Origin of the sequence: Caproicibacter fermentans (genome assembly GCF_014303955.1) — a bacterium.
Taxonomy (GTDB): Bacteria; Bacillota; Clostridia; order Oscillospirales; family Acutalibacteraceae; genus Caproicibacter; species Caproicibacter fermentans.
Map to the genome: position 1 here is coordinate 3,181,906 of NZ_CP060286.1, position 19,726 is coordinate 3,201,631.

Genomic DNA, 19,726 nt, shown 5'->3' on the forward strand with positions numbered 1-19,726 from the left:
CGCAGCCGGTGCGCTATTTTCTACTTTACAAACCCGCCAACCGTGATATAATAATGAGAAAACCCGAAGTTAGGCGGGGGAGCATGGCGCTGAAAATGCCGTTGTACCTGCCATCCGCCGCGAAAGCTGTCCAGGGAGTAATCAGAAGCAAGGAGAAGATAAAATGGCGTATTTTTATGAAGAGCCCTGCCACACGTTCAGCGAATATCTGTTGGTGCCGGGCTATTCCTCCGCGGAATGCATGCCCGCGAATGTCTCGCTGCAAACACCTGTCGTGCGTTTTAAAAAGGGTGAGCAACCGGAGCTGAGCATGAACATTCCTCTGGTTTCCGCGGTTATGCAGTCGGTTTCCGACGACCGCATGGCGATTGCGCTGGCAAAGGAGGGAGGAATTTCTTTCCTTTACGGCTCCCAGAGCATTGAAAAGCAGGCGGAAATGGTCGGGCGCGTCAAAAGCTATAAAGCTGGATTTGTGATCAGCGACTCCAACATCCGGATGGACCAGACCCTGGCCGATGTTCTTGATCTGAAGGAAAAGACGGGCCATTCCACGGTGGCGGTGACGGACGACGGCACACCGAACGGGCATCTGCTTGGAATCGTGACAAGCCGCGATTACCGGGTGAGCCGGATGTCGCCGGAAGAAAAGGTCTTTACGTTCATGACGCCGATCGAAAAGATTATCTATGCCGAAGAGGGCGTCAGCCTGAAGGAAGCCAATAATATCATCTGGGACAACAAGCTCAATGCCCTTCCGATTCTGGACAAGGACCAGCGGCTGGCGGCGTTTGTGTTCCGCAAGGACTACGATTCTCACAAGGGGAATCCGCTGGAGCTTCTGGATTCCCACAAGCGATATGTGGTCGGCGCGGGCGTCAACACACGCGATTACAAAGAGCGCATCCCCGCTCTGGTGGAAGCGGGTGCGGATATTCTCTGCATCGATTCCTCGGAAGGATATACCGAGTGGCAGAAACGCACGCTTGACTATGTGCGCAAAACTTACGGGAATTCCGTGAAAATCGGGGCCGGCAACGTGGTTGACCGCGATGGGTTCCGCTTTTTGGCGGAAGCGGGCGCCGATTTTGTCAAAATCGGGATCGGCGGCGGTTCCATCTGCATTACGCGTGAAGCCAAGGGAATCGGCCGCGGTCAGGCAACCGCCGTAATCGAGGTTGCGAAGGCGCGCGACGAGTACTTCGAGGAAACCGGGGTCTATGTTCCGATCTGCTCGGACGGCGGGATCGTTTACGACTATCATGTGACGCTGGCGCTGGCGATGGGCTGCGACTTCTGCATGCTGGGCCGCTATTTCGCCCGCTTTGACGAGAGCCCGACCAATAAAGTGATGATCAACGGAAATTATATGAAGGAATACTGGGGCGAAGGTTCCGCCCGCGCCCGCAACTGGCAGCGCTATGACATGGGCGGCGACAAAAAGCTGAGCTTTGAAGAAGGGGTCGATTCCTATGTCCCCTATGCCGGCAGTCTGCACGACAATCTTTCGCTGACGCTGAGCAAGATGCGCTCCACCATGTGCAACTGCGGTGCGCTTTCTTTGCCGGAGCTGCAAAAGAAAGCCCGCTTGACACTGGTGTCTTCCGTCAGCATTGTCGAAGGCGGCGCCCACGACGTGGTGCTGAAAGACGACATGCATCTGATGAAATAAAAGTTTGATATTCTGTAAACGGCGGAACCGGGATGAGAATCCCGGTTCCGCCGTTCTTTTCTATATGCTGTATGCTGCCGTGAAACCGGAATCAAGGGAAACGGCTTTTGGGAGCTGCTCGGACAAGGGCCACGATTCCTCCGCGGTCTGTTTTAGAAACCGGCCGTTTTCTCTTGGCGCCAATAGCAAACAGAGTAATATCGGATCAGGCTTTCGCGCCCTTTGCCGATGCGGCGATGGATGACGAAACCATACGGAACAGGCCTCCTAACCGAACCGTTAGGTCGTATGTTAGGAGGCCTTTTCTGCCTGGATGTTATTTTACCGAGCCTTCGCCGCCCATCAGCCTTGTCATTTCCTCAATTCGTTCTATGGGAAAAGGCGGTGAAGTAAGCGGTTTCATGGCAATCGACATGAGTTTGATCGGATTGTCATCCGCCGCCACACGATTTGAACTGATCTTCCCGCAGACGCGGCAGCGGTGAATGATTGCCCACTCTCCGTTTTTTTTGACCCATACGGCAACCGGTTCCATGATTCCCCCGCAATCGGCCAAACGATCCCCCGGTTCATCATCAACATGCAGGCTCGACAGGCAGTTTGGGCAATGATTTCTGTGGTTGGTTCCGGCACCTTCCGGTGTTACAATTCTTCCGCATAGCTTGCAGGTAAAGGTCTCGTTGCAAGCGTGTGTTTTATAATATCCTTTTTCAAATGATTTTTTCTTGTTTTCCCGATTCATGGGATGGTCCTCCTAACAGATGATAAAAATCCTATTGGGAGGTTTCGATTTGATTCTACGCAACCTCCCGGTTAGCGCACAATCACCTTGGCGTTATTATTTTTCATACAATAATCTCCTTAAAATATCTTTATAATCAAGCCGATTGGCCGGATTAACGATGTCTAATATTATTATACGCTTATGTACGATCGGCATCAAGTTTTAGTCAATATTTTTGCTCAAAATTCTATCTGGGCAGCCCTCCGCACTTGTCCGTCGGCTGATTGCATAAATGAGGACAAATTCGCCGTGAAACTAAAATCCGGTGGGGCGGCGGAGGCGGACGGATGATCACACCCCACACGGCAAACTTAGTGTGGGGGTGCATTTAATGATTGACATATCAGAGCAGCCCACCGCACCTCAATCACTCCTCACTTCACCCTCGCAAAATCAAATCTGACCACACAACCTCGAAAAAATTCATAATACATCTAAATCGACCACTTACAATTTTAACCTGCTAAGATTTCAACTGTTTTTTCTTTTTAATTCATCCCACTCAGCACGGCTGATTGCATACACTTTAGTGATTTTATTAGTGTCATCTTCAAACTCGTCAACCAGATGACACCCATAAGTTATCGCTGTTCTATACGATGGTACGTTTGTATACATCATATAGGAATAAATGATGTTAAAAGGAGTATTCATAAAAGTCCAGTCCCTTACTGCCTTTGCAGCTTCACTGGCGTACCCTCTCCTCTGACAGTCTTTCCGAATATGATATCCTATTTCCGGCCTTATCTGTTCATTAATGATCTGCATTGTAAGACCGCAATCCCCAATCATATCACCGGTTTCTTTCAAAACCACAGCCCACAAACCGAAACCAAAGACTTTGTATCTTTCAATATTTTTCCTTATCCACCCGCTAACTCTATCCTTGTCAAAAGAATATGGATAGTGCTGCATAATATCCGAATCTGCAAGGACAACATACAATGCATCAAAATCATCCTCTGTCATTTTTCGTAGAATCAATCTGTCTGTTTCTATAACCATAATCTAAACTCCTTAGCAAACACCTGGCCACACAACCTCGTAAAATCCAAAAACAATTTTGCTCATCGGATTTTTACCCCAAAACTCAGAAAAGCCTTTATTTCAAGGCTTTTCTACAAACTCATTTCTCAACCCCTCGACATTAATACCACGCGCTCAACGTGTGATAGGGAGGCTAAATTTGCAGGACAGAATAGATGTCAAAATTGCGTATAATATACAATAATATACACCGCTGTTCTGCGATAAATTGTTAATAATCACTAATTTTCTGCTGCTATAAACTGTGGTCCTATCCGTAAGGATGAGAGGTTTATTTTGATGTCGCTTCCGATTTATACATGTATGACTCTGGGATGGCTTTTCCACTCGCTAAGCTCAGTCGTCCAATACTTTGCCCATTCCTTCGTTTCCTCATATTCCGGATGGCTAGGATTTAGCATGATTTCACGGAAGTTCACAAATCCTCCTACGCCACCAACGTCCTCCGGCGGAGTTTGGCCACTTGCCTCCAGCAAATAGGGTGATTCCTTGTCGTATTCATCAATCACGCGTACAAGCTGTATCTCATGCTCCCAGTTATCCCCCATATCATATGTATAGCGCATAGACTTATATCTGGGTAAAAACTCTGACAAGAGATGCCCTTTCATTAAAAGAGCATCTTCATCATAATCCAAGTCATCCTCCGACGGGACAAGTCTGACAGCCGGTTGATCTTCATTGTCAGCAAAGACTGTAAAATCGTATAAATGGTAATCTTCCCAGTCAAACACAGACTGCAAAACCTTGTGTAGCTGTGTAAATTCCAAGCCGACAGGCACAATAATTCTTCGTGTTGCCTTGTATATATCCAGATCAAGCGTTATTAATAGTTCAAACGCCCGATATTGGTAAGTTTGCTTTCCCGTGAGATTAGAAAGGACGTCAAACATCGCTTTGTAAGGTATAAAACCCTCGCTATTTTTACCGGAATAATTGACAGGCCTGTAGTTTGTGGAAACGCCTACGGTATCGCTGAACATTTTCGCAATACCGTTATACTCATTGGCAATATGAAAAGAGCAGTCCATCCCCGCTTTTGTTACCCATGCAGTTGTTTGTCTGTTTGTATTTTGGACAAACATCACCTTGCCTGCCAGCCGCATATATTCCTCAACAATCTTAGGATTAAGATTCATGGAAAGCATTGTGTTTGAAATAGCCGCACTCATCATTTCCATTACATTGTTCAGATCTTTTCGTTTCACTTGATAAATTGCGACGGTAAAACGCGTGGCGTTATTCACCAAAACCAGCATATCCTCCGCGCGGCGATTTTCCCATACCTTTGTCCAGTTTGCTGTCCAAGAAAAAAGCGAATTTTCATCTCCGCGTGCGGACGAAGGATTTATCCCCATGGCTTCCGCTAATTTTTTTGTCAGTGCAATCTGCATTTTATCACATCCTTTAACAATCACAAATCTGCTGTTATGCCTGCTATCTCATCACATTGTGAAAAGTAATTATTTATCCGGCTTCTCCTCCTTTGAACTGTAATGCGTATCTTTCCGTTTTGTCATTAACTAAATGGCCCTGTCCTGTCGCGAAAGCCCGTTATCAATCCTGTTCTTTCGCGAACTAAATCCGACCTGATAGACTGATCCCCATGTACAAGCAAAATCGCGTTTTGAGACGATTACTCTCTAAATTTCGGCCATCTGTTATACCCAATGAGAGGGTTGTTCGAGTTATATAGCTGAATATACTCAACTTCTTTTTTATTTACCTCTGCATCTGTTGCTGTTTCAGAATCCCACAATATCTCTTTTGTTATAGTAAAAGTTTTTGCTTCCTCATAGGTAAAGTCTCGTGAGACTAAATCACTGTTGGCGCTGCCAAAATAATTTATACTGCCAGTCAAGTCTTTGCCAATATAAATTTTACCATTCGGATATATAATTTTGTAAATCTGCTTCACATAGATTCCTCACTCTTTTACCCTCGTCATCAATACCACGCACTCCACATGCGCGGTGCGGGGGAACAAATCCACCGGCGTGATCTGCATGGTTTTATATCCGCGCAATGCGAACCGCTTTAAATCGCGCGAAAGCGTCTCCGGGTCGCAGGAGACGTAAACCACGCGCTGGGGGGCCATCTTGCCGACGGTATCAATTAAAGATTCGTCACAGCCCTTTCGCGGCGGGTCCAGAATGACGACGTCCGGCTTTTCTCCGCGGTTCTTCAGCATGTCGGCGGCTTTTGCGGCGTCCATGCAGAGGAATTCCGCGTTTTCAATCCCATTCTCCTCCGCGTTTTGCCTGGCATCCTCCACCGCCTGCGGAATGATTTCCACTCCGATCACCTTGCCCGCGTTTTTCGCCATGGAAAGCCCGATGGTTCCCGTGCCGCAGTAAAGATCCAGAATCGTTTCGCCGCCGGTCAGGCCCGCGTACTCTGCCGCCAGACGGTAAAGGCGTTCCGCTTGCCGGCGGTTTACCTGGTAAAAAGAGAGCGGGGAAATGCGGAATTTCAGGCCGCAAAGCTCATCCGTAATGGTGTCCTGGCCCCAGATGGTCCGGCATTTGGGGCCGAGTATGACGTTGGTGCGCTCGCGGTTGCTGTTGATGACAACGCTTTTTAATCCGGGAACGTTGTTTTTCAGCAGCTCAACAAGCTCCGGTTCGTTGTGGACTCCGTTGCCGTTGACGACCACGCACGCCATGACTTCGCCTGTGGATTCCGCCAGACGGAGGAAAAAATGCCTGATGTGGCCGCGCCCTGTTTTTTCATCGTATACGTCTTCCCGGGTGCGCTTTTCCCATTCGCGGAAGGCGCCGGCTGCCGCGGAGAAAACCTGCGGCTGCAGCAGGCATTCGCCGCAGTCGATGATCCGGTGACTGTGGGAGGCGTAAAAGCCGAGGCTGATTTCTCCTCCAGGACCGCCGCCGACCGGCAGCTGCGCTTTGTTGCGGTAGTGGTCCGGATTTTCCGCGCGGACAATCGGATTCAGAATTGTGTAATGAAATCCCGCGATTCGCTCGATTGCGTCCTGAACCCGCTGCTGCTTGGCTTTGCATTCGGCTTCATACCGAACGTGCCGGTAGACGCATCCGCCGCAGCGGGAAAACTGTGGGCAGTCCACCGGAATGCGGTCCGGGGAGGATGAAAGGATTTTTTCAATCTTGCCGAACGCATAGGTTTTGGCGGTTTTTAAAATTTTAACGGAAAGACGGTCGCCTGCGGCGGCGTGCGGAACAAATACGGCAATTCCGTTATAGCGCCCGACTCCGTTGCCTTCGGCCGTATATCCGGTTATATCGAGTTCGATCATTTGATTTTTCTTGAGTTCCATTTTTCTCCGTTCTCCTTTTCCTGTTACCCGTCTAGTGTACCATTGAGCAACCGACAATACAAGGCGTACGGAAAAATGATCGGATGTGCCCGGCTGGTTCAGAAAGCATAATAGTGAATAATAACTAAAAGTGTTCGTTTTATTCCTACGTTTTATACAAAGAGTAGATTCTGTTTGGGATTCCTGGAAAGCCGTTGACAGAATGCGCCCAGGGGGGTATACTGATATCAAAGAAATGAAAGATACGAATTTAATCGATTCATTTCTTTAAGGCCTTATTTGTTTTGTGATTATAAGTCCTGTGGCAGAGTTTGCCACACCTTTTCAATACAACTCCTCCCCAAAAAGACAAAAACCGGTGAAAGCCGGTTTTTGTCTTTTTCATTTTTTGCAAGATGCTAAACAGCAAAATTCATAATGATTTTAGTTCTGTGAACGAATTACACTTCTTGCGATGCTTTGACGGAAAAAGTGGTACGATCAGGAGAGAAAGGATGGGGAATTATGGGGAAAATGTTCGAAAAAAGGTTTCCGTTTACTCTTTCTCTGATCATTTTGTTTTTGGCCGTGATTCCTACCACTGCATTTTACGCACAGGAAACTGCAAAACAGGGGAGCGCCGCAGTCAGCGCGGAGGAACACTGGTTTGGCGCCGACGCCACCGTGGAATCGGTCGGCGCGCAGTTAAAGGCTTTTGATCCGAGCATTACCGTGGTGGTGACGGACCAGGACGGAACCCCCAGAACCGGCGGCTTGCTGGAAGAAGGGGATTTCGTCATGATGTATGATGCTTCGGGAAAGCTGCGCAAGGAGTTTGTAAATATTAATCCGGACAGTCAGGAAAGCTCTTCCTCCGATTCCGCGCCGCCGGTCTCCTCACAACCGGAAGACAGCGCGCCGTCCTCCGAACAGGCCTCGTCGCAGAGTCAGCCGGAGAGCAGCGATCCATCCGATTTGCCCTCCGCCTCAGAACCGTCTTCTGCGTCGAATGCCGACTCTTCCGCGCCCTCCGGACAGTCATCGGGCTCCGGGGTCTCTTCCGGGCCGGCGGATGGGTTTTTATCAGGGGATGAGAATTATTTTGACTTCAGAACACCTGTTTCGGTGGAAGAACTGGAGGATCAGCTCCTGGATGAGGGCGTGCCGGATTCCCGGCTGACGGTCAAAGCCTATAACGGCAGCACCCGGCTGGGCGGCTCCGTCTGCACGGGGGATGTTCTGACTGTTGAGAATCCGGACGGCACGGTGCAGAACCGCGTGACGGCGGTCGTTGCCGGAGATCTGACGCGCCGCGGTACCCCGGACGAAGCCTCGTGCAGAGCGCTTTACAATTATCTGACGGGCTCCGGAACACTGAGAGCCGACCTTCGCCGCGCGGCGGACCTCAACGGGGACGGAACCGTTACCACCAGCGACCTTCTGAAACTGAAAAAGATGATTTCCGGCGAAGACTGAGGATTGACCGGGTTCGAAAAAGTAATATAATAGGAATGATCGAGAAATAAAGGAGATTATATTATGTTTGAACCCGCTGAAATCAGCAGCCTGTTTGATTTGTCCCATACGGCGGCCGCGCCGCTGCTCGCCGCGCTCCGCTATCCCTGGGAGGCACTGCCGAAAATCGGAGAATTGATCCTGCGGATCGGCGCCGGCCTGCCGGAAGAAGAATATGAACTTCGCGGTGAAGCCGTCTGGGTACACCGCACCGCGACCGTGTTTGAGTCCGCTTACCTGCATGGGCCGATAATCATCGGACCCCGGACGGAAGTGCGTCAGTGCGCGTTTCTTCGCGGAAACGCCCTGGTCGGCGCGGACTGCGTCGTCGGGAATTCGACGGAGCTTAAAAATGTGATTTTGTTCGACGGCGTCCAGGTGCCCCACTACAATTATGTGGGCGACTCCATTCTGGGGTATAAGGCGCATATGGGTGCCGGCTCCATCACCTCAAACATCAAATCAGACAAAACGGACGTGACCATCGCGACCGGGGCCGAGCGGATCGCGACGGGTCTGAGAAAGATCGGCGCCATGCTGGGCGACCGTGTGGAAATCGGCTGCAATTCGGTTCTGAATCCGGGGACCGTGATCGGCAGGGAAACCACCGTTTATCCGCTTTCCATGGTGCGCGGATTTGTGCCGCCCAACAGCATTTATAAACGCGCGGGAGAAATCGCCGTAAGAAAATAATACCATGGCCGCCGAAGGGCGGCCGTTTTCTTTTTATCATTCTGCATTTTTCTCCTTGAATCCGTTTGCCGATCCGTCTATTGTGAGGATATTACGGTTTGGAGGGATTCAAAATGAGTGATAACAAACGCGCGGCTCTGATCGGTTCGGTCTGCGGGACCGGGAAATGCTCGCTGACCGCCGCGCTGCCGGTTCTGGCCGCCGCGGGCATCGAGGTGTGCGTGGCACCGATGGCTGCGGCGTCTTCGCCGGGACCGGCGAAGGAAAAACGAATTGATTTGGGCGGCGGCCTGCCGTCTTACGCGGATCAATGGAAGAAGTTGGGCTATTCGTTCGATGCGGTGCTGTTTGAACTTCCGGAAAACGCAAAAGAAGCCGATGCGCTCGCCTCTTTCCTTCACGCGTTCCGGGAAAAGGACAATCTGATTTTGTTTGGCTCTTCCTCTTGGAACGGGAACGGCGGCAAAGACGGAATGACGCGGGAACGGGCAAAACTGGCGGAACAGTTTTGCCCGCTGGCCGATCTTGTAATTCTGCCGGCCTGCGACGCCGCTTTTCTGACGGGAGAGCGCGAGCGGGTCGGGCCGTGGAACCGCAGAACGGTGGAGGACCTGCTGCGGGGCATCTGTTCCCTGGGCGCAAAAAGCGCGGTGATGACGGGGGTCTGGTTCAGTCAGGACCTGATGGGCGCGGCGGCTTACACCGCGGAAAACGGGAGCGTCAGCTATGCGTTTTCGCACCGGATCGCCGGGGAATGGCTGGGGGCGGGAGACCTGTTCTGCGCCTCTCTTCTCGCGGGGCATTTGTACGGGATGCATCTGAGCGCCGCCATGCAGCTCGCGGTCGATTTTACGGCCGACTGCATCCGCCGCACAAGGGAAAGCGGGGACGACGGAAAGTTTGGATTGAAATTTGAGGCATGCCTGCCGAAGCTGGTCAACCAGCTGGGAACCGTAAAGCCGTAACCGGCGTGCAAAAGGCACGCCCGGCCGCCGATTGGTCCGCGTTTTTCGAACAGAAAATTTTACGCGTTTTTCGGCGGCCCGCGGTGCGGCCGCGATCCGGAACCCCGGTTTACTTTAAAGCCGAATGCCGCTATAATGTTTCATGAACCGAAAGGAGGTCCTTTCCTTGAATACGTTTTTAACCGCCCTTACAAGCGCGGAGTCCATCCTGCTGTTTGCGGCGCGGGTTGCCGTGGCGCTGATCAGCGGCGTCGTGGTTTTTCGCTGTTTTTCTTCCCTGCGCGTCGGGCGCAGGCGCGAGGACCCCGTCGTGGTTCTGGAAGATATGGTGACGCATGAGGTGATTCCGGTCCTGTACTGGGAAAATTCCATCGGGCGAAGCCGAAGCTGCGACATTGTTCTAAACGACGAAACCGCAAGCCGGGCCCATGCGGTGCTGTTCCGCCGGGAAAGCGGTTGGCTTGTCACGGATACCGATTCGAAGGCCGGCACATTCATCAACGGCAAAAAAGTCCGGCAGAACGCTCCGATCCTGCCCGGGGACACCGTCGCGATGGGGTCCACCGCGCTGATGCTCAAACGCACTGCGGACGTGAGCGGCCTGAAACCGTCCAAACGCCCGCGCAGGCCGGCTGCCTCCCCAGTGTCGCTGATGCTCGCGGTTACCGCCGCTCAGCTTCTGCTGGGGGCGCAGGCGTGCTTCGCGGGGGACAAGCCCGCTTTGATGCCGCTTGTTCCGCTGGGAATTCTGCTGCTGCTGGGATGGGGACTTTACTTTTTTTCCAGAAAAATACTGGGGCGCGTCAGTTTTGAGCTGGAAACCATCGCCTTTCTGAACAGCGGGATCGGAATCCTGCTGATTTCCGGCACGAATGTCAAAGAGACCTGGGTTCAGCTTGCGGCGCTTGCAGCCGGGATGGCTTTGTTCTGCGCGATGATCTGGTTTTTAGGCGACCTGGACCGCGCGATGCGGTGGCGCGTGGCGATCGGCGTGCTGGCGATTCTGCTTTTTGCCGCGAATCTGCTGCTGGGCAGGGAGTATAACGGCGCGAAAAACTGGATTGAACTCGGCCCGGTCACCGTTCAGCCGTCGGAACTGATTAAAATCGCCTTTATTTTTGTCGGCGCCTCCACGCTGGACAGGCTGCAGACCGCGCGGAACCTGACGGGGTTCATCGCTTTTTCGGCGGTGTGCATGGGCGCGCTGTTCCTGATGAAAGATTTCGGCACGGCCTGCATTTTCTTTGTGACCTTTTTAATTATCGCGTTCATGCGGTCCGGCAGCCTTCGCACCATTGCGCTGATCTGTTCGGTGGCCGGGCTCGGCGCGTTCCTGATTCTGAAATTCCGGCCCTATGTCGCGCAGCGGTTTGCGGTCTGGGGGCATGTCTGGGAGCATGCGAGCGACTCGGGCTACCAGCAGACCAGAGTGCTGAGTTATTCCGCCTCCGGCGGGCTGTTCGGCGTGGGACTGGGGCGCGGCAGCCTGAAATCGGTGTTCGCGGCCCAAAGCGACCTGGTTTTCGGGATGCTCTGCGAGGAACTGGGATTGATTGTCGCGCTGATCGCGGTGCTGTCGGTCGCGGGCCTGCTGCTTTACGCGCGCTCCGACGCGACCCGGAGCCGTTCGACGCTCTATTCCATTTCCTCCTGCGCGGCGGCGGGCATGCTGTTGTTTCAGGCCTGCCTGAATATTTTCGGCGCCACGGACGTTCTTCCCCTGACCGGGGTGACGCTTCCGTTTATCAGCATGGGCGGCTCCAGCATGGTGTCCGTCTGGGGGCTTCTGGCCTTTATCAAGGCCGGGGATGAGCGGACTTATGCGGTGCGCAGGAGGAGAAAACCATGAAAACGACCGGGACGCGTTCTTTTATTCTTTATATTCTCTGCGCGGGCTTTGCCGCCGGACTTTGCGTGTTTCTTTACGGGCTGTTTGTCAACGGCGGCAACTGGGCCGTTCAGCCGTTCAACAAGCACATTTCCGGCGGGAGCTCGGTTTCCGCCGAGGGGCGTGTACTGGACCGGAGCGGCGTGGTTCTGGCCGAAAGCGAAAACGGCAAACGGGTGTACAGCAATGACGAGACCGTCCGCAGGGCGATGCTGCACGCGGTCGGGGATACGCAGGGATACATTTCCACGGGCGTTCAGTACAACTTCCGTGCGGAGCTTTCCGGCTACAATTTCGTGACGGGGCTTGCCTCCCCGACGGGACAGTCTTCCGGAAACGACCTCCGGCTTACCCTGGACAGCGGCCTGTGCAGCCTGGCCCGGCAGCAGCTTGGCAGCCGCAACGGCGCCGCGGCCCTTTACAATTACAAAACCGGGGAGCTGCTCTGTATGGTCAGCACGCCCGACTATGACCCGGCAAATCCGCCGAAAGACCTGACAACCGATCAAACGGGCAAATACGACGGCGTGTTCGTCAACAAGGTGCTGTCCTCCTCGCTGACTCCCGGCTCCATTTTCAAGCTGGTGACCTCCGCCGCGGCGATTGAACAGATCAAGGACCTGGACAGCCGTACCTGGAACTGCAACGGCAGCGTCACGATCAACGGGAACAAGATCACGGATATGAGGGCGTACGGGAAACTGGATTTTAAAAACGCGCTCGCCAAATCCTCCAACGTGGCGTTTTCGCAGATTGCCATTGAGCTGGGCGCGGACACGATGACCGCAATGGCAAACGAAATGGGCTTTAACCGCACATTTGCCCTGGAGGGAATTCCGTCTGCGAAAAGCGTGTACAATGTAAACGGCGCTCAGCCGCAGGAACTCGGCTGGTCCGGCGTGGGGCAGTTCACCGACCTTGCCAACCCCTATCACATGATGATCCTGATGGGAGCGATTGCAAACGGAGGAACCTATGTGCAGCCGTATCTGGTCCAAAATGTCTCCAATTCCTTTGGATTCCGGACGGTAACCGGCTCCGCGAAAACGGGCGGGCAGCTGCTCAGCCCCGAGACCGCCGCAAAACTTACAACTTATATGCGCTATGACGTCACGTCGGATTACGGAGACGGTCTGTTCCCCGGCATGAAGGTTTCGGCGAAAACCGGGACCGGGGAAATCGGCAGCGGAAAAAAGCCGAACTGCTGGATGGTTGGATTCTCTTCCGACGAAAAGACTCCGTTCGCGTTTGCGGTTCTGGTTGAAAATCAGAATTCAAGCATTGCTTCCGCCGGGAAGCTCGCGTCCGCCTTGATGCGGGCCGCGGCAAAAATTTCATAAGTTTTTTCAGGGACTTCGGGGTGCCAACCCTTTCCGTTTGAATCCGCGAAAATTGGTGCATTTCGCCCTTTTATATCTCCGCCGGTTATGCTAAAATAAGTTGGATAAAATCTGAATGATGAATCGGATCGAAATTCAGCCGTTCAGCCGGCGGAATGGGGGAAAAAATGTCAGAAGTCATCCGTGTTTTTGTGGAAAAAAAGCCGGGGTTTGACTCGGAGGCGCGGCATCTGCGCGCGGACCTGATGGAAAACCTTGGCCTGACTTCCGTGGAAGACGTCAAAATCGTCAACCGCTACGATCTTTCCGGAATTTCAGGCAAAGAATATGAGGCGGCAAGGGACACCATCCTTTCGGAACCAAATGTTGATCTGGTGTACGAAGAGGAATATCCTTTGCCGGAGGGGTACAGAGCCTTTGCGACGGAGTATCTTCCCGGGCAGTACGATCAGAGAGCGGATTCGGCGGCCCAGTGTGTCCAGCTGCTGACGCAGGGGGAGCGGCCGCAGGTTGCGACGGCGAAACTCGTCGCGGTCAAGGGTGAATTGAATTCGGAAGCTCTTTTGAAAATTGAAAATTATCTGATCAACCCGGTTGAAAGCCGCCTTGCTTCCATGAGCAAGCCGGAAACACTCGATTCCGAGGCAAAGGTGCCTGAGGATGTCGTTCGTGTGGAAGGATTCACCTCCTGGAACGATGGGCGGCTTTTTGAATATCACCGCTCGATGGGGTTCGCCATGAGCCGCGAAGACCTTTTGTTCTGCCGCGACTATTTCCGCGACGCGGAAAAGCGGGACCCGAGTGTCACGGAACTGCGCGTGATCGATACCTACTGGAGCGACCACTGCCGCCATACGACGTTCCTGACCCGCCTGAACCGCATCACGGTGGAACGCTCCGCGCTGAGCGCGGCGATAGAGGACGCGCTCGCGGCGTACTATCACGCCCGCGACGAGGTTTACGGAAGAACCGACCGGCCGGTATCCCTGATGGACATGGCGGTCATCGGGATGAAGCTGCTGAGAAAGCGCGGCCTGATCCCCGACCTTGACGTAAGCGAAGAGATCAACGCCTGTTCGATTGAAGTGCCGGTTGCGGTGGACGGGAAGGTCCAGACATGGCTGGTGCAGTTTAAAAACGAAACCCACAACCATCCGACGGAGATCGAACCGTTCGGCGGCGCGGCGACCTGCCTGGGCGGCGCGATCCGCGACCCGCTCTCCGGCAGGGCGTACGTCTATCAGGCGATGCGCGTCACCGGCTCCGGCGATCCGCGCGTGCCGTTTGAAAAGACCAGGAAGGGCAAGCTGCCGACGCGCAAGATCACGACCGGCGCGGCGCAGGGGTACAGCTCTTACGGGAATCAGATCGGCCTTGCCACGGGGCAGGTCACGGAGCTTTACGACCCCGGCTATGTTGCGAAACGCATGGAAATCGGCGCGGTGATCGGCGCGTCCCCCAAAGAAAACGTTATGCGCGGCGTTCCGGCGCCCGGTGACGTGATCGTTCTGCTGGGCGGGGCGACCGGACGCGACGGCTGCGGCGGGGCGACCGGCTCCTCCAAGGCGCACACGCAGCAGTCCATCGAGGTGTGCGGCGCGGAGGTTCAGAAGGGCAACCCGCCCACGGAGCGTAAGATCCAGCGCCTGTTCCGCGACCCGAAGGTCGCTCAAATGATCAAGCGCTGCAACGATTTCGGCGCGGGCGGCGTCAGCGTCGCGATCGGCGAGCTGGCGGACGGCCTGAGCATCGACCTTGACAAGGTCCCGAAAAAGTACGAGGGACTCGACGGAACGGAGCTTGCCATTTCGGAATCGCAGGAGCGCATGGCGGTGGTGCTGGCCCCCGGAGACACGGAAGCCTTTGTCTCCGCCGCGGCGCGGGAAAACCTCGTCGCGACCGTTGTGGCCGTCGTGAAAGAAGAGCCGAGGCTTCGCATGACATGGCGCGGAGACAAAATTGTCGATATTGCCCGATCTTTCCTGAACACGAACGGCGTTACCCAGAACGCCGACGCCCTGATTTCGGCCGTCGACCCAAAGCAGAACTACCGCGAAAGGGTTCCGGCGTGCCTTGCGGGGCTTTCGCTGGAGCAGGCGTTTGAAACGAACCTTTCCCGTTTGGAAGTTTGCGGGCAAAAGGGACTTTCCGAGCGCTTCGACGCGAGCATCGGCGCCCAGACGGTCCTGATGCCGTTCGCGGGCACCTACCAGCTGACGCCGGAAGAGGGCATGGTCGCGGGTCTGCCGGTCGCCGGTGCCAGCGACGACGCGACCGCGATGAGCTACGGCTTTATCCCGGGAATTTCCCGTTTCTCGCCGTTTCACGGCGCGGCCTACGCGGTGGTCGAGAGTCTTTCGAAGCTCGCGGCGCTCGGCGCGGACCCGCTTTCGGCGCGGCTGACCTTTCAGGAATATTTCGAACGGATGACGGACGACCCGAAAAGCTGGGGCAAACCCACCGCCGCGCTGCTCGGCGCGCTTTCCGCGCAGATCGGGCTCGGCGTTCCGTCCATCGGCGGCAAGGACAGCATGAGCGGTACGTTTGAATCCATCAGCGTTCCGCCGACTTTGGTCAGCTTCGCGGTGGCGATGATGAAAAAGAGCAAGACCGTTTCCGCGGCTTTTCAAAAAGCCGGTTCCAAGGTCTTGCTGCTTCCGCTTCCGGAGGACCCGGAGACGCTTCTGCCGAACTGGCAGAAGCTGAAGGCTTATTATGCCGCGGTGGTTCACCTTGTTCGGGAGGGCGGCGTCCGGTCCGCCTCCGTCGTAAAAGAGGGCGGCGCGGCCGCCGCCGTGGCGCGCATGTGCTTCGGCAACAAAATCGGTTTCCGCTTCAATCCGCCGGTCCTGAGCCCGCAGTGCCTGTTTGCCCCGGCTTCCGGCGCGATTCTTGTGGAACTGGACGAGGAAACGCCGGTTCGGAATCTGGCGTTTCTCACGTTGGGCCATACGATAGAGCAGCCTCGGGTGGAGCTGGGAGACACGGCGCTTGACCTTGACCGGCTGATCTCCGCGTGGAGCGGTACGCTGGATAAAATATTCCCTTCAGCGGCGCCGGGTACCCCGATCCGTGATGTTCCGCTCTGCACGGAACGCAGCGCGGCGGCGCCTTCGATCAAAACGGCGAAGCCCCGCGTATTCATTCCGGTGTTCCCGGGCACGAACTGCGAATACGACAGCGCCCGCGCGTTTGAAAAGGCCGGGGCCGTACCGGAGGTTCTGGTCGTGAGAAATCTGACGCCGAATGATATTGAAGAAACCATCGAACGGATGGCGGAGGCGATTTCCCGTTCACAGATCATTATGATTCCGGGTGGCTTCTCGGGCGGCGACGAGCCGGACGGTTCGGGTAAATTCATTGCGACGACGTTCCGGAATCCGCGAATCGCGGAAGCGGTTGAGCAGATGCTTACCAAAAGAGACGGCCTGATGCTGGGAATCTGCAACGGGTTCCAGGCGCTGATTAAGCTGGGTCTTGTTCCCTACGGCAGAATTACGGCGCCGTCGGAACATGCGCCGACCCTGACCTTTAACAGCATCGGAAGGCATATCTCCCGCATGGTGTACACGCGTGTGACTTCGGTAAAATCCCCATGGTTCGCGGGGGTGAACGCGGGCGACGTGTTCGCCGTTCCGATTTCCCATGGGGAAGGCCGCTTTGTCGCGGATGAGGATGTGATGAGCGGCCTGATCGCAAACGGACAGGTCGCGACGCAGTACTGCACGCCGGACGGCGTACCGAGCGGAGCTTCCGAATGGAGTCCGAACGGCTCCGTCTGCGCGGTGGAGGGAATCACCAGCCCCGACGGGCGAATCCTTGGGAAAATGAGCCATTCGGAGCGGATGGGTGAAAATCTGTACCAAAACGTTCCGGGAAAGAAAGACCAGAAGCTGTTTGAATCCGGCGTGAACTATTTTAAATAAACAAGTATGAGAAGTCTGAAAGCTGGCGGTCGGTGTGACGGAAAATATTTTGAAGCGGACGTGGGCTGAAATCAGCCTGGACGCCGTGGAACACAATTACCGGGAGATCAAAAAGAGGCTGCGTGCTGAAACAAAGGTTTGCTGTGTGGTTAAGGCGGACGCCTACGGCCACGGCGCTGAGCGTCTTGCGGCGGAATATGAAAAGCTGGGCGCGGACTGGTTCGCGGTTTCCAATTTTGAAGAGGCGCGGCAGCTGCGCAGGGCGGGCATCAAACTGCCGATTCTGATTCTGGGTTACACGCCGCCCGAAATGGCGGAGGAGCTAGCCCGGCTGAATATTTCGCAGGCGATGGTCGGCGGCGAATACGCGGCTGCGCTGAGCGAGCGGGCCGTGAAGGCCGGGGCTTCCGTAAAGGTACATATTTCGCTGGACACCGGCATGAGCCGGGTCGGATTTTTGTATCAGCATCCGGAGCGTGACGGCGGTTCGCTGGACGAAATTGAACGCGCCTGCGCACTGCCCGGAATCGACCCTGAGGGAGTTTTCACGCATTTCGCGGTGGCGGACGAGGGTGAAAACGGGCGTGACTATACCCGGATGCAGGCTCACAATTTCCGCGATGCAATCGAAAAGCTGAATCGGCGCGGCATATCATTCCGGATTCGTCACTGCGCCAATTCCGCGGCGATCTTCGATTATCCGGAGATGCAGATGGACATGGCGCGCCCCGGCATAATCCTTTACGGCCTGATGCCGTCCGGCTGCATCCGAAATCCCGCGCCGCTGATTCCCGTCATGCAGCTGAAAAGTGTTGTGGCGCTTGTCAAGACGGTCCCCGCCCGGACCTCGGTGAGCTACGGACGCAAATTTACCTCTCAGGAAGAGATGAAGGTGGCCACGGTGCCGGTTGGTTACGCGGACGGTTACCCGAGAAGCTTGTTTCAGTCCGCGGAGCTGCTGGTGCGCGGGCAGAGGGCAAAGATCATCGGCAGGGTCTGCATGGATCAGCTGATGCTGGACGTAACCAGAATCCCGGACGTGAAGGCGGGGGACACGGTTACGGTATTCGGCACGGACGGCGCCGCCGCCCTTCCGGTGGACGAGCTGGCTTCTCAGGCTGGAACGATCAACTATGAACTGGTTTGCGGCGTGTCCAAGCGGGTCCCGCGTGTTTTCCTGCGAAACGGTAAGACGATTGGCAGCCTTGATTATCTCAGGCGCTAAAGCACGGTCTTAAACGGGGAGAGGGGGAACGGGAATGCAAAGAAATAGAGCCGTTATGATTCTTGCATGGGCTTTTTCGGCTGCCGCGGTCGCGGCAGCGATTCACAACGCGGTTACGGGAACGGGGTCAATGGAATGCGCCGTTCTGATCACGGCTTCCCTGATTCTTCAGTTTTTATATGCGCGAAGCCTGAAACAAAACAAACCATAAAGGGCTGTTGCAAAATGAATTAGTGAGAGCGATTTCACAAAGAAACAGCCTTAAAAACAAGAGAATGCGTCTTGAAACGGCTTTTATAGGCCGGATCAAGACGCATTTTTTTACATACCTGAATAGGGCTATTTTGCAACAACCCCTGTTCCACCCAAATCAGAGCGTTCTACTGCAGAAAACCAACCTTTCTCATGACCTTGCGCAGCGTTTTGCGGGCGATAACCTCCGCTTTCCTCCCGCCTTCGGCGTAACATTGTTCCAGATAGTCTTTATTCTTCATATAGTCGTCGAATTTCTCGCGGATGGGGCGAAGATGCTCCGCGACCGCCTCGCCGACCGTCGTCTTAAAGTCGCCGTAACCCTTTCCGGCAAACTCCGCCTCGATTTCCTCGTCTGTGCGTCCCGTCACGCAGGAATAGATGCCCATCAGATTGTTGACCCCGTCTTTGCCCGGGGCGCGGCGCACGCAGGCTTCGCTGTCCGTCACGGCGCGCTTGAATTTGCGCATGATATCTTCCGGGCGGTCCAGAACCGCGATGGAGGAGTTCACGTTCTCATCGGATTTACTCATCTTACGGGCGGGGTCCTGCAAAGACATGATTTTTGCGCCCGTTTCCGGAATATACCCCTCCGGCAGCTTGAACGTCTGGCCGTACAGACCGTTGAAGCGGTCGGCAATGTTGCGGGTCAGCTCGATGTGCTGCTTCTGGTCCACGCCGACCGGGACAAGGTCGGCCTGATAAAGCAGAATGTCTGCCGCCATCAGGCTTGGGTAGGTGAACAGACCGGCGTTGATGTTGTCGGGATGCTTCTGGGATTTATCCTTAAACTGCGTCATGCGCTGCAGCTCGCCGAACTGCGTGTAGCAGTTCAGAACCCACGCGAGCTGGGCGTGCTCCGGTACCTGGCTCTGAATGAAAAACGGGCTTTCCTGCGGGTCGATGCCGCAGGCGAGCAGCAGTGCGTACGCCTCAAGCGTATTGCGGCGGAATTTTGCGGGCTCCTGCCGCACCGTAATGGTGTGCAGATCCGCGAGCGCATAGATGCATTCGTATTCGTCCTGCAGCTCAATCCAGTTTTTCAGCGCGCCGAGATAATTGCCGAGTGTGATGGTGCCGCTCGGCTGAATCGCGCTGAAGATGACCTTTCTGGTGTTTTCGTTTTTTTCCGGTTCCATTAAAACTGA

Annotated in this window: 15 protein-coding genes; 9 read left to right on the forward strand and 6 right to left on the reverse strand. The window is 54.7% G+C overall.

The features are described 5' to 3' along the window. Window positions 1-163: 163 nt before the first annotated feature. On the forward strand, window positions 164-1,669 hold the full coding sequence (locus HCR03_RS15850; protein WP_066647300.1) for an IMP dehydrogenase: 1,506 nt from the start codon (window positions 164-166) through the stop codon (window positions 1,667-1,669). Between the two features lie 316 nt (window positions 1,670-1,985). On the opposite strand, the gene HCR03_RS15855 is transcribed toward HCR03_RS15850, so the two are convergent. From HCR03_RS15855 to rlmD, 5 genes are all read right to left on the reverse strand, one after another. After that, window positions 1,986-2,411, reverse strand: a complete 426-nt coding sequence (locus HCR03_RS15855) for an RNHCP domain-containing protein (RefSeq protein WP_066647295.1) — start codon at window positions 2,409-2,411, stop codon at window positions 1,986-1,988. 513 nt (window positions 2,412-2,924) lie between these two features. Continuing rightward, a complete protein-coding gene (locus HCR03_RS15860; protein ID WP_066647292.1) occupies window positions 2,925-3,458 on the reverse strand; it encodes a GNAT family N-acetyltransferase in 534 nt (177 codons plus the stop codon). A gap of 335 nt (window positions 3,459-3,793) precedes the next feature. Further along, window positions 3,794-4,894 carry a plasmid pRiA4b ORF-3 family protein gene (locus HCR03_RS15865; protein WP_187035314.1) on the reverse strand — a complete coding sequence of 367 codons (1,101 nt, stop codon included), beginning with the start codon at window positions 4,892-4,894 and terminating at the stop codon, window positions 3,794-3,796. A gap of 242 nt (window positions 4,895-5,136) precedes the next feature. After that, window positions 5,137-5,418 (reverse strand): GIY-YIG nuclease family protein, encoded by a 282-nt coding sequence (locus HCR03_RS15870; RefSeq protein WP_187035316.1) that lies wholly within the window; start codon window positions 5,416-5,418, stop codon window positions 5,137-5,139. Between the two features lie 9 nt (window positions 5,419-5,427). After that, the gene (gene rlmD / locus HCR03_RS15875; RefSeq protein ID WP_187035318.1) at window positions 5,428-6,795 is read right to left on the reverse strand and encodes a 23S rRNA (uracil(1939)-C(5))-methyltransferase RlmD; all 1,368 of its coding nucleotides are present in this window, start codon (window positions 6,793-6,795) and stop codon (window positions 5,428-5,430) included. A gap of 504 nt (window positions 6,796-7,299) precedes the next feature. On the opposite strand from rlmD, the gene HCR03_RS15880 reads away from it, so the two are divergent. The 8 genes from HCR03_RS15880 to HCR03_RS15915 all read left to right on the forward strand — a co-directional run bounded on the left by HCR03_RS15880 (window position 7,300) and on the right by HCR03_RS15915 (window position 18,537). After that, window positions 7,300-8,250: a dockerin type I domain-containing protein gene (locus tag HCR03_RS15880; RefSeq protein ID WP_187035321.1), complete on the forward strand. Its 951-nt coding sequence runs from the start codon at window positions 7,300-7,302 to the stop codon at window positions 8,248-8,250. Between the two features lie 63 nt (window positions 8,251-8,313). Then, entirely contained in the window at window positions 8,314-8,982 is a 669-nt protein-coding gene (locus HCR03_RS15885; RefSeq protein ID WP_066641990.1) for an acyltransferase, read from the forward strand. Window positions 8,983-9,095: 113 nt separating this feature from the next. Continuing rightward, window positions 9,096-9,947 (forward strand): carbohydrate kinase family protein, encoded by an 852-nt coding sequence (locus tag HCR03_RS15890; RefSeq protein ID WP_187035323.1) that lies wholly within the window; start codon window positions 9,096-9,098, stop codon window positions 9,945-9,947. A gap of 166 nt (window positions 9,948-10,113) precedes the next feature. Next, a complete protein-coding gene (locus HCR03_RS15895) occupies window positions 10,114-11,796 on the forward strand; it encodes an FtsW/RodA/SpoVE family cell cycle protein (protein WP_228724993.1) in 1,683 nt (560 codons plus the stop codon). Further along, window positions 11,793-13,175 carry a penicillin-binding transpeptidase domain-containing protein gene (locus HCR03_RS15900; protein ID WP_187035327.1) on the forward strand — a complete coding sequence of 461 codons (1,383 nt, stop codon included), beginning with the start codon at window positions 11,793-11,795 and terminating at the stop codon, window positions 13,173-13,175. Before HCR03_RS15895 ends, HCR03_RS15900 begins: the two co-directional genes overlap by 4 nt. Window positions 13,176-13,342: 167 nt before the next feature. Continuing rightward, a complete protein-coding gene (locus HCR03_RS15905; RefSeq protein ID WP_228724994.1) occupies window positions 13,343-17,101 on the forward strand; it encodes a phosphoribosylformylglycinamidine synthase in 3,759 nt (1,252 codons plus the stop codon). A 34-nt stretch (window positions 17,102-17,135) separates the two neighbouring features. Further along, the gene (gene alr / locus HCR03_RS15910) at window positions 17,136-18,326 is read left to right on the forward strand and encodes an alanine racemase (RefSeq protein ID WP_187035331.1); all 1,191 of its coding nucleotides are present in this window, start codon (window positions 17,136-17,138) and stop codon (window positions 18,324-18,326) included. 34 nt (window positions 18,327-18,360) lie between these two features. Further along, window positions 18,361-18,537, forward strand: coding sequence for a hypothetical protein (locus HCR03_RS15915; RefSeq protein WP_187035333.1), 177 nt, complete (start codon window positions 18,361-18,363; stop codon window positions 18,535-18,537). Between the two features lie 169 nt (window positions 18,538-18,706). Here HCR03_RS15915 and trpS read toward each other — a convergent pair whose 3' ends face one another. Then, a complete protein-coding gene (trpS, locus tag HCR03_RS15920; RefSeq protein WP_228724995.1) occupies window positions 18,707-19,717 on the reverse strand; it encodes a tryptophan--tRNA ligase in 1,011 nt (336 codons plus the stop codon). Window positions 19,718-19,726: the final 9 nt, after the last annotated feature.

What these genes read in the sequence shown, in the direction of transcription:
- HCR03_RS15915 (WP_187035333.1), top strand. Translation starts at nt 18,361, where the DNA reads ATGCAAAGAAATAGAGCCGTTATGATTCTTGCATGGGCTTTTTCGGCT.
- HCR03_RS15860 (WP_066647292.1), bottom strand. Translation starts at nt 3,458, where the DNA reads ATGGTTATAGAAACAGACAGATTGATTCTACGAAAAATGACAGAGGAT.
- HCR03_RS15865 (WP_187035314.1), bottom strand. Translation starts at nt 4,894, where the DNA reads ATGCAGATTGCACTGACAAAAAAATTAGCGGAAGCCATGGGGATAAAT.
- HCR03_RS15880 (WP_187035321.1), top strand. Translation starts at nt 7,300, where the DNA reads ATGGGGAAAATGTTCGAAAAAAGGTTTCCGTTTACTCTTTCTCTGATC.
- HCR03_RS15905 (WP_228724994.1), top strand. Translation starts at nt 13,343, where the DNA reads ATGTCAGAAGTCATCCGTGTTTTTGTGGAAAAAAAGCCGGGGTTTGAC.
- rlmD (WP_187035318.1), bottom strand. Translation starts at nt 6,795, where the DNA reads ATGGAACTCAAGAAAAATCAAATGATCGAACTCGATATAACCGGATAT.
- HCR03_RS15855 (WP_066647295.1), bottom strand. Translation starts at nt 2,411, where the DNA reads ATGAATCGGGAAAACAAGAAAAAATCATTTGAAAAAGGATATTATAAA.
- HCR03_RS15885 (WP_066641990.1), top strand. Translation starts at nt 8,314, where the DNA reads ATGTTTGAACCCGCTGAAATCAGCAGCCTGTTTGATTTGTCCCATACG.
- trpS (WP_228724995.1), bottom strand. Translation starts at nt 19,717, where the DNA reads ATGGAACCGGAAAAAAACGAAAACACCAGAAAGGTCATCTTCAGCGCG.
- HCR03_RS15890 (WP_187035323.1), top strand. Translation starts at nt 9,096, where the DNA reads ATGAGTGATAACAAACGCGCGGCTCTGATCGGTTCGGTCTGCGGGACC.
- HCR03_RS15900 (WP_187035327.1), top strand. Translation starts at nt 11,793, where the DNA reads ATGAAAACGACCGGGACGCGTTCTTTTATTCTTTATATTCTCTGCGCG.
- HCR03_RS15850 (WP_066647300.1), top strand. Translation starts at nt 164, where the DNA reads ATGGCGTATTTTTATGAAGAGCCCTGCCACACGTTCAGCGAATATCTG.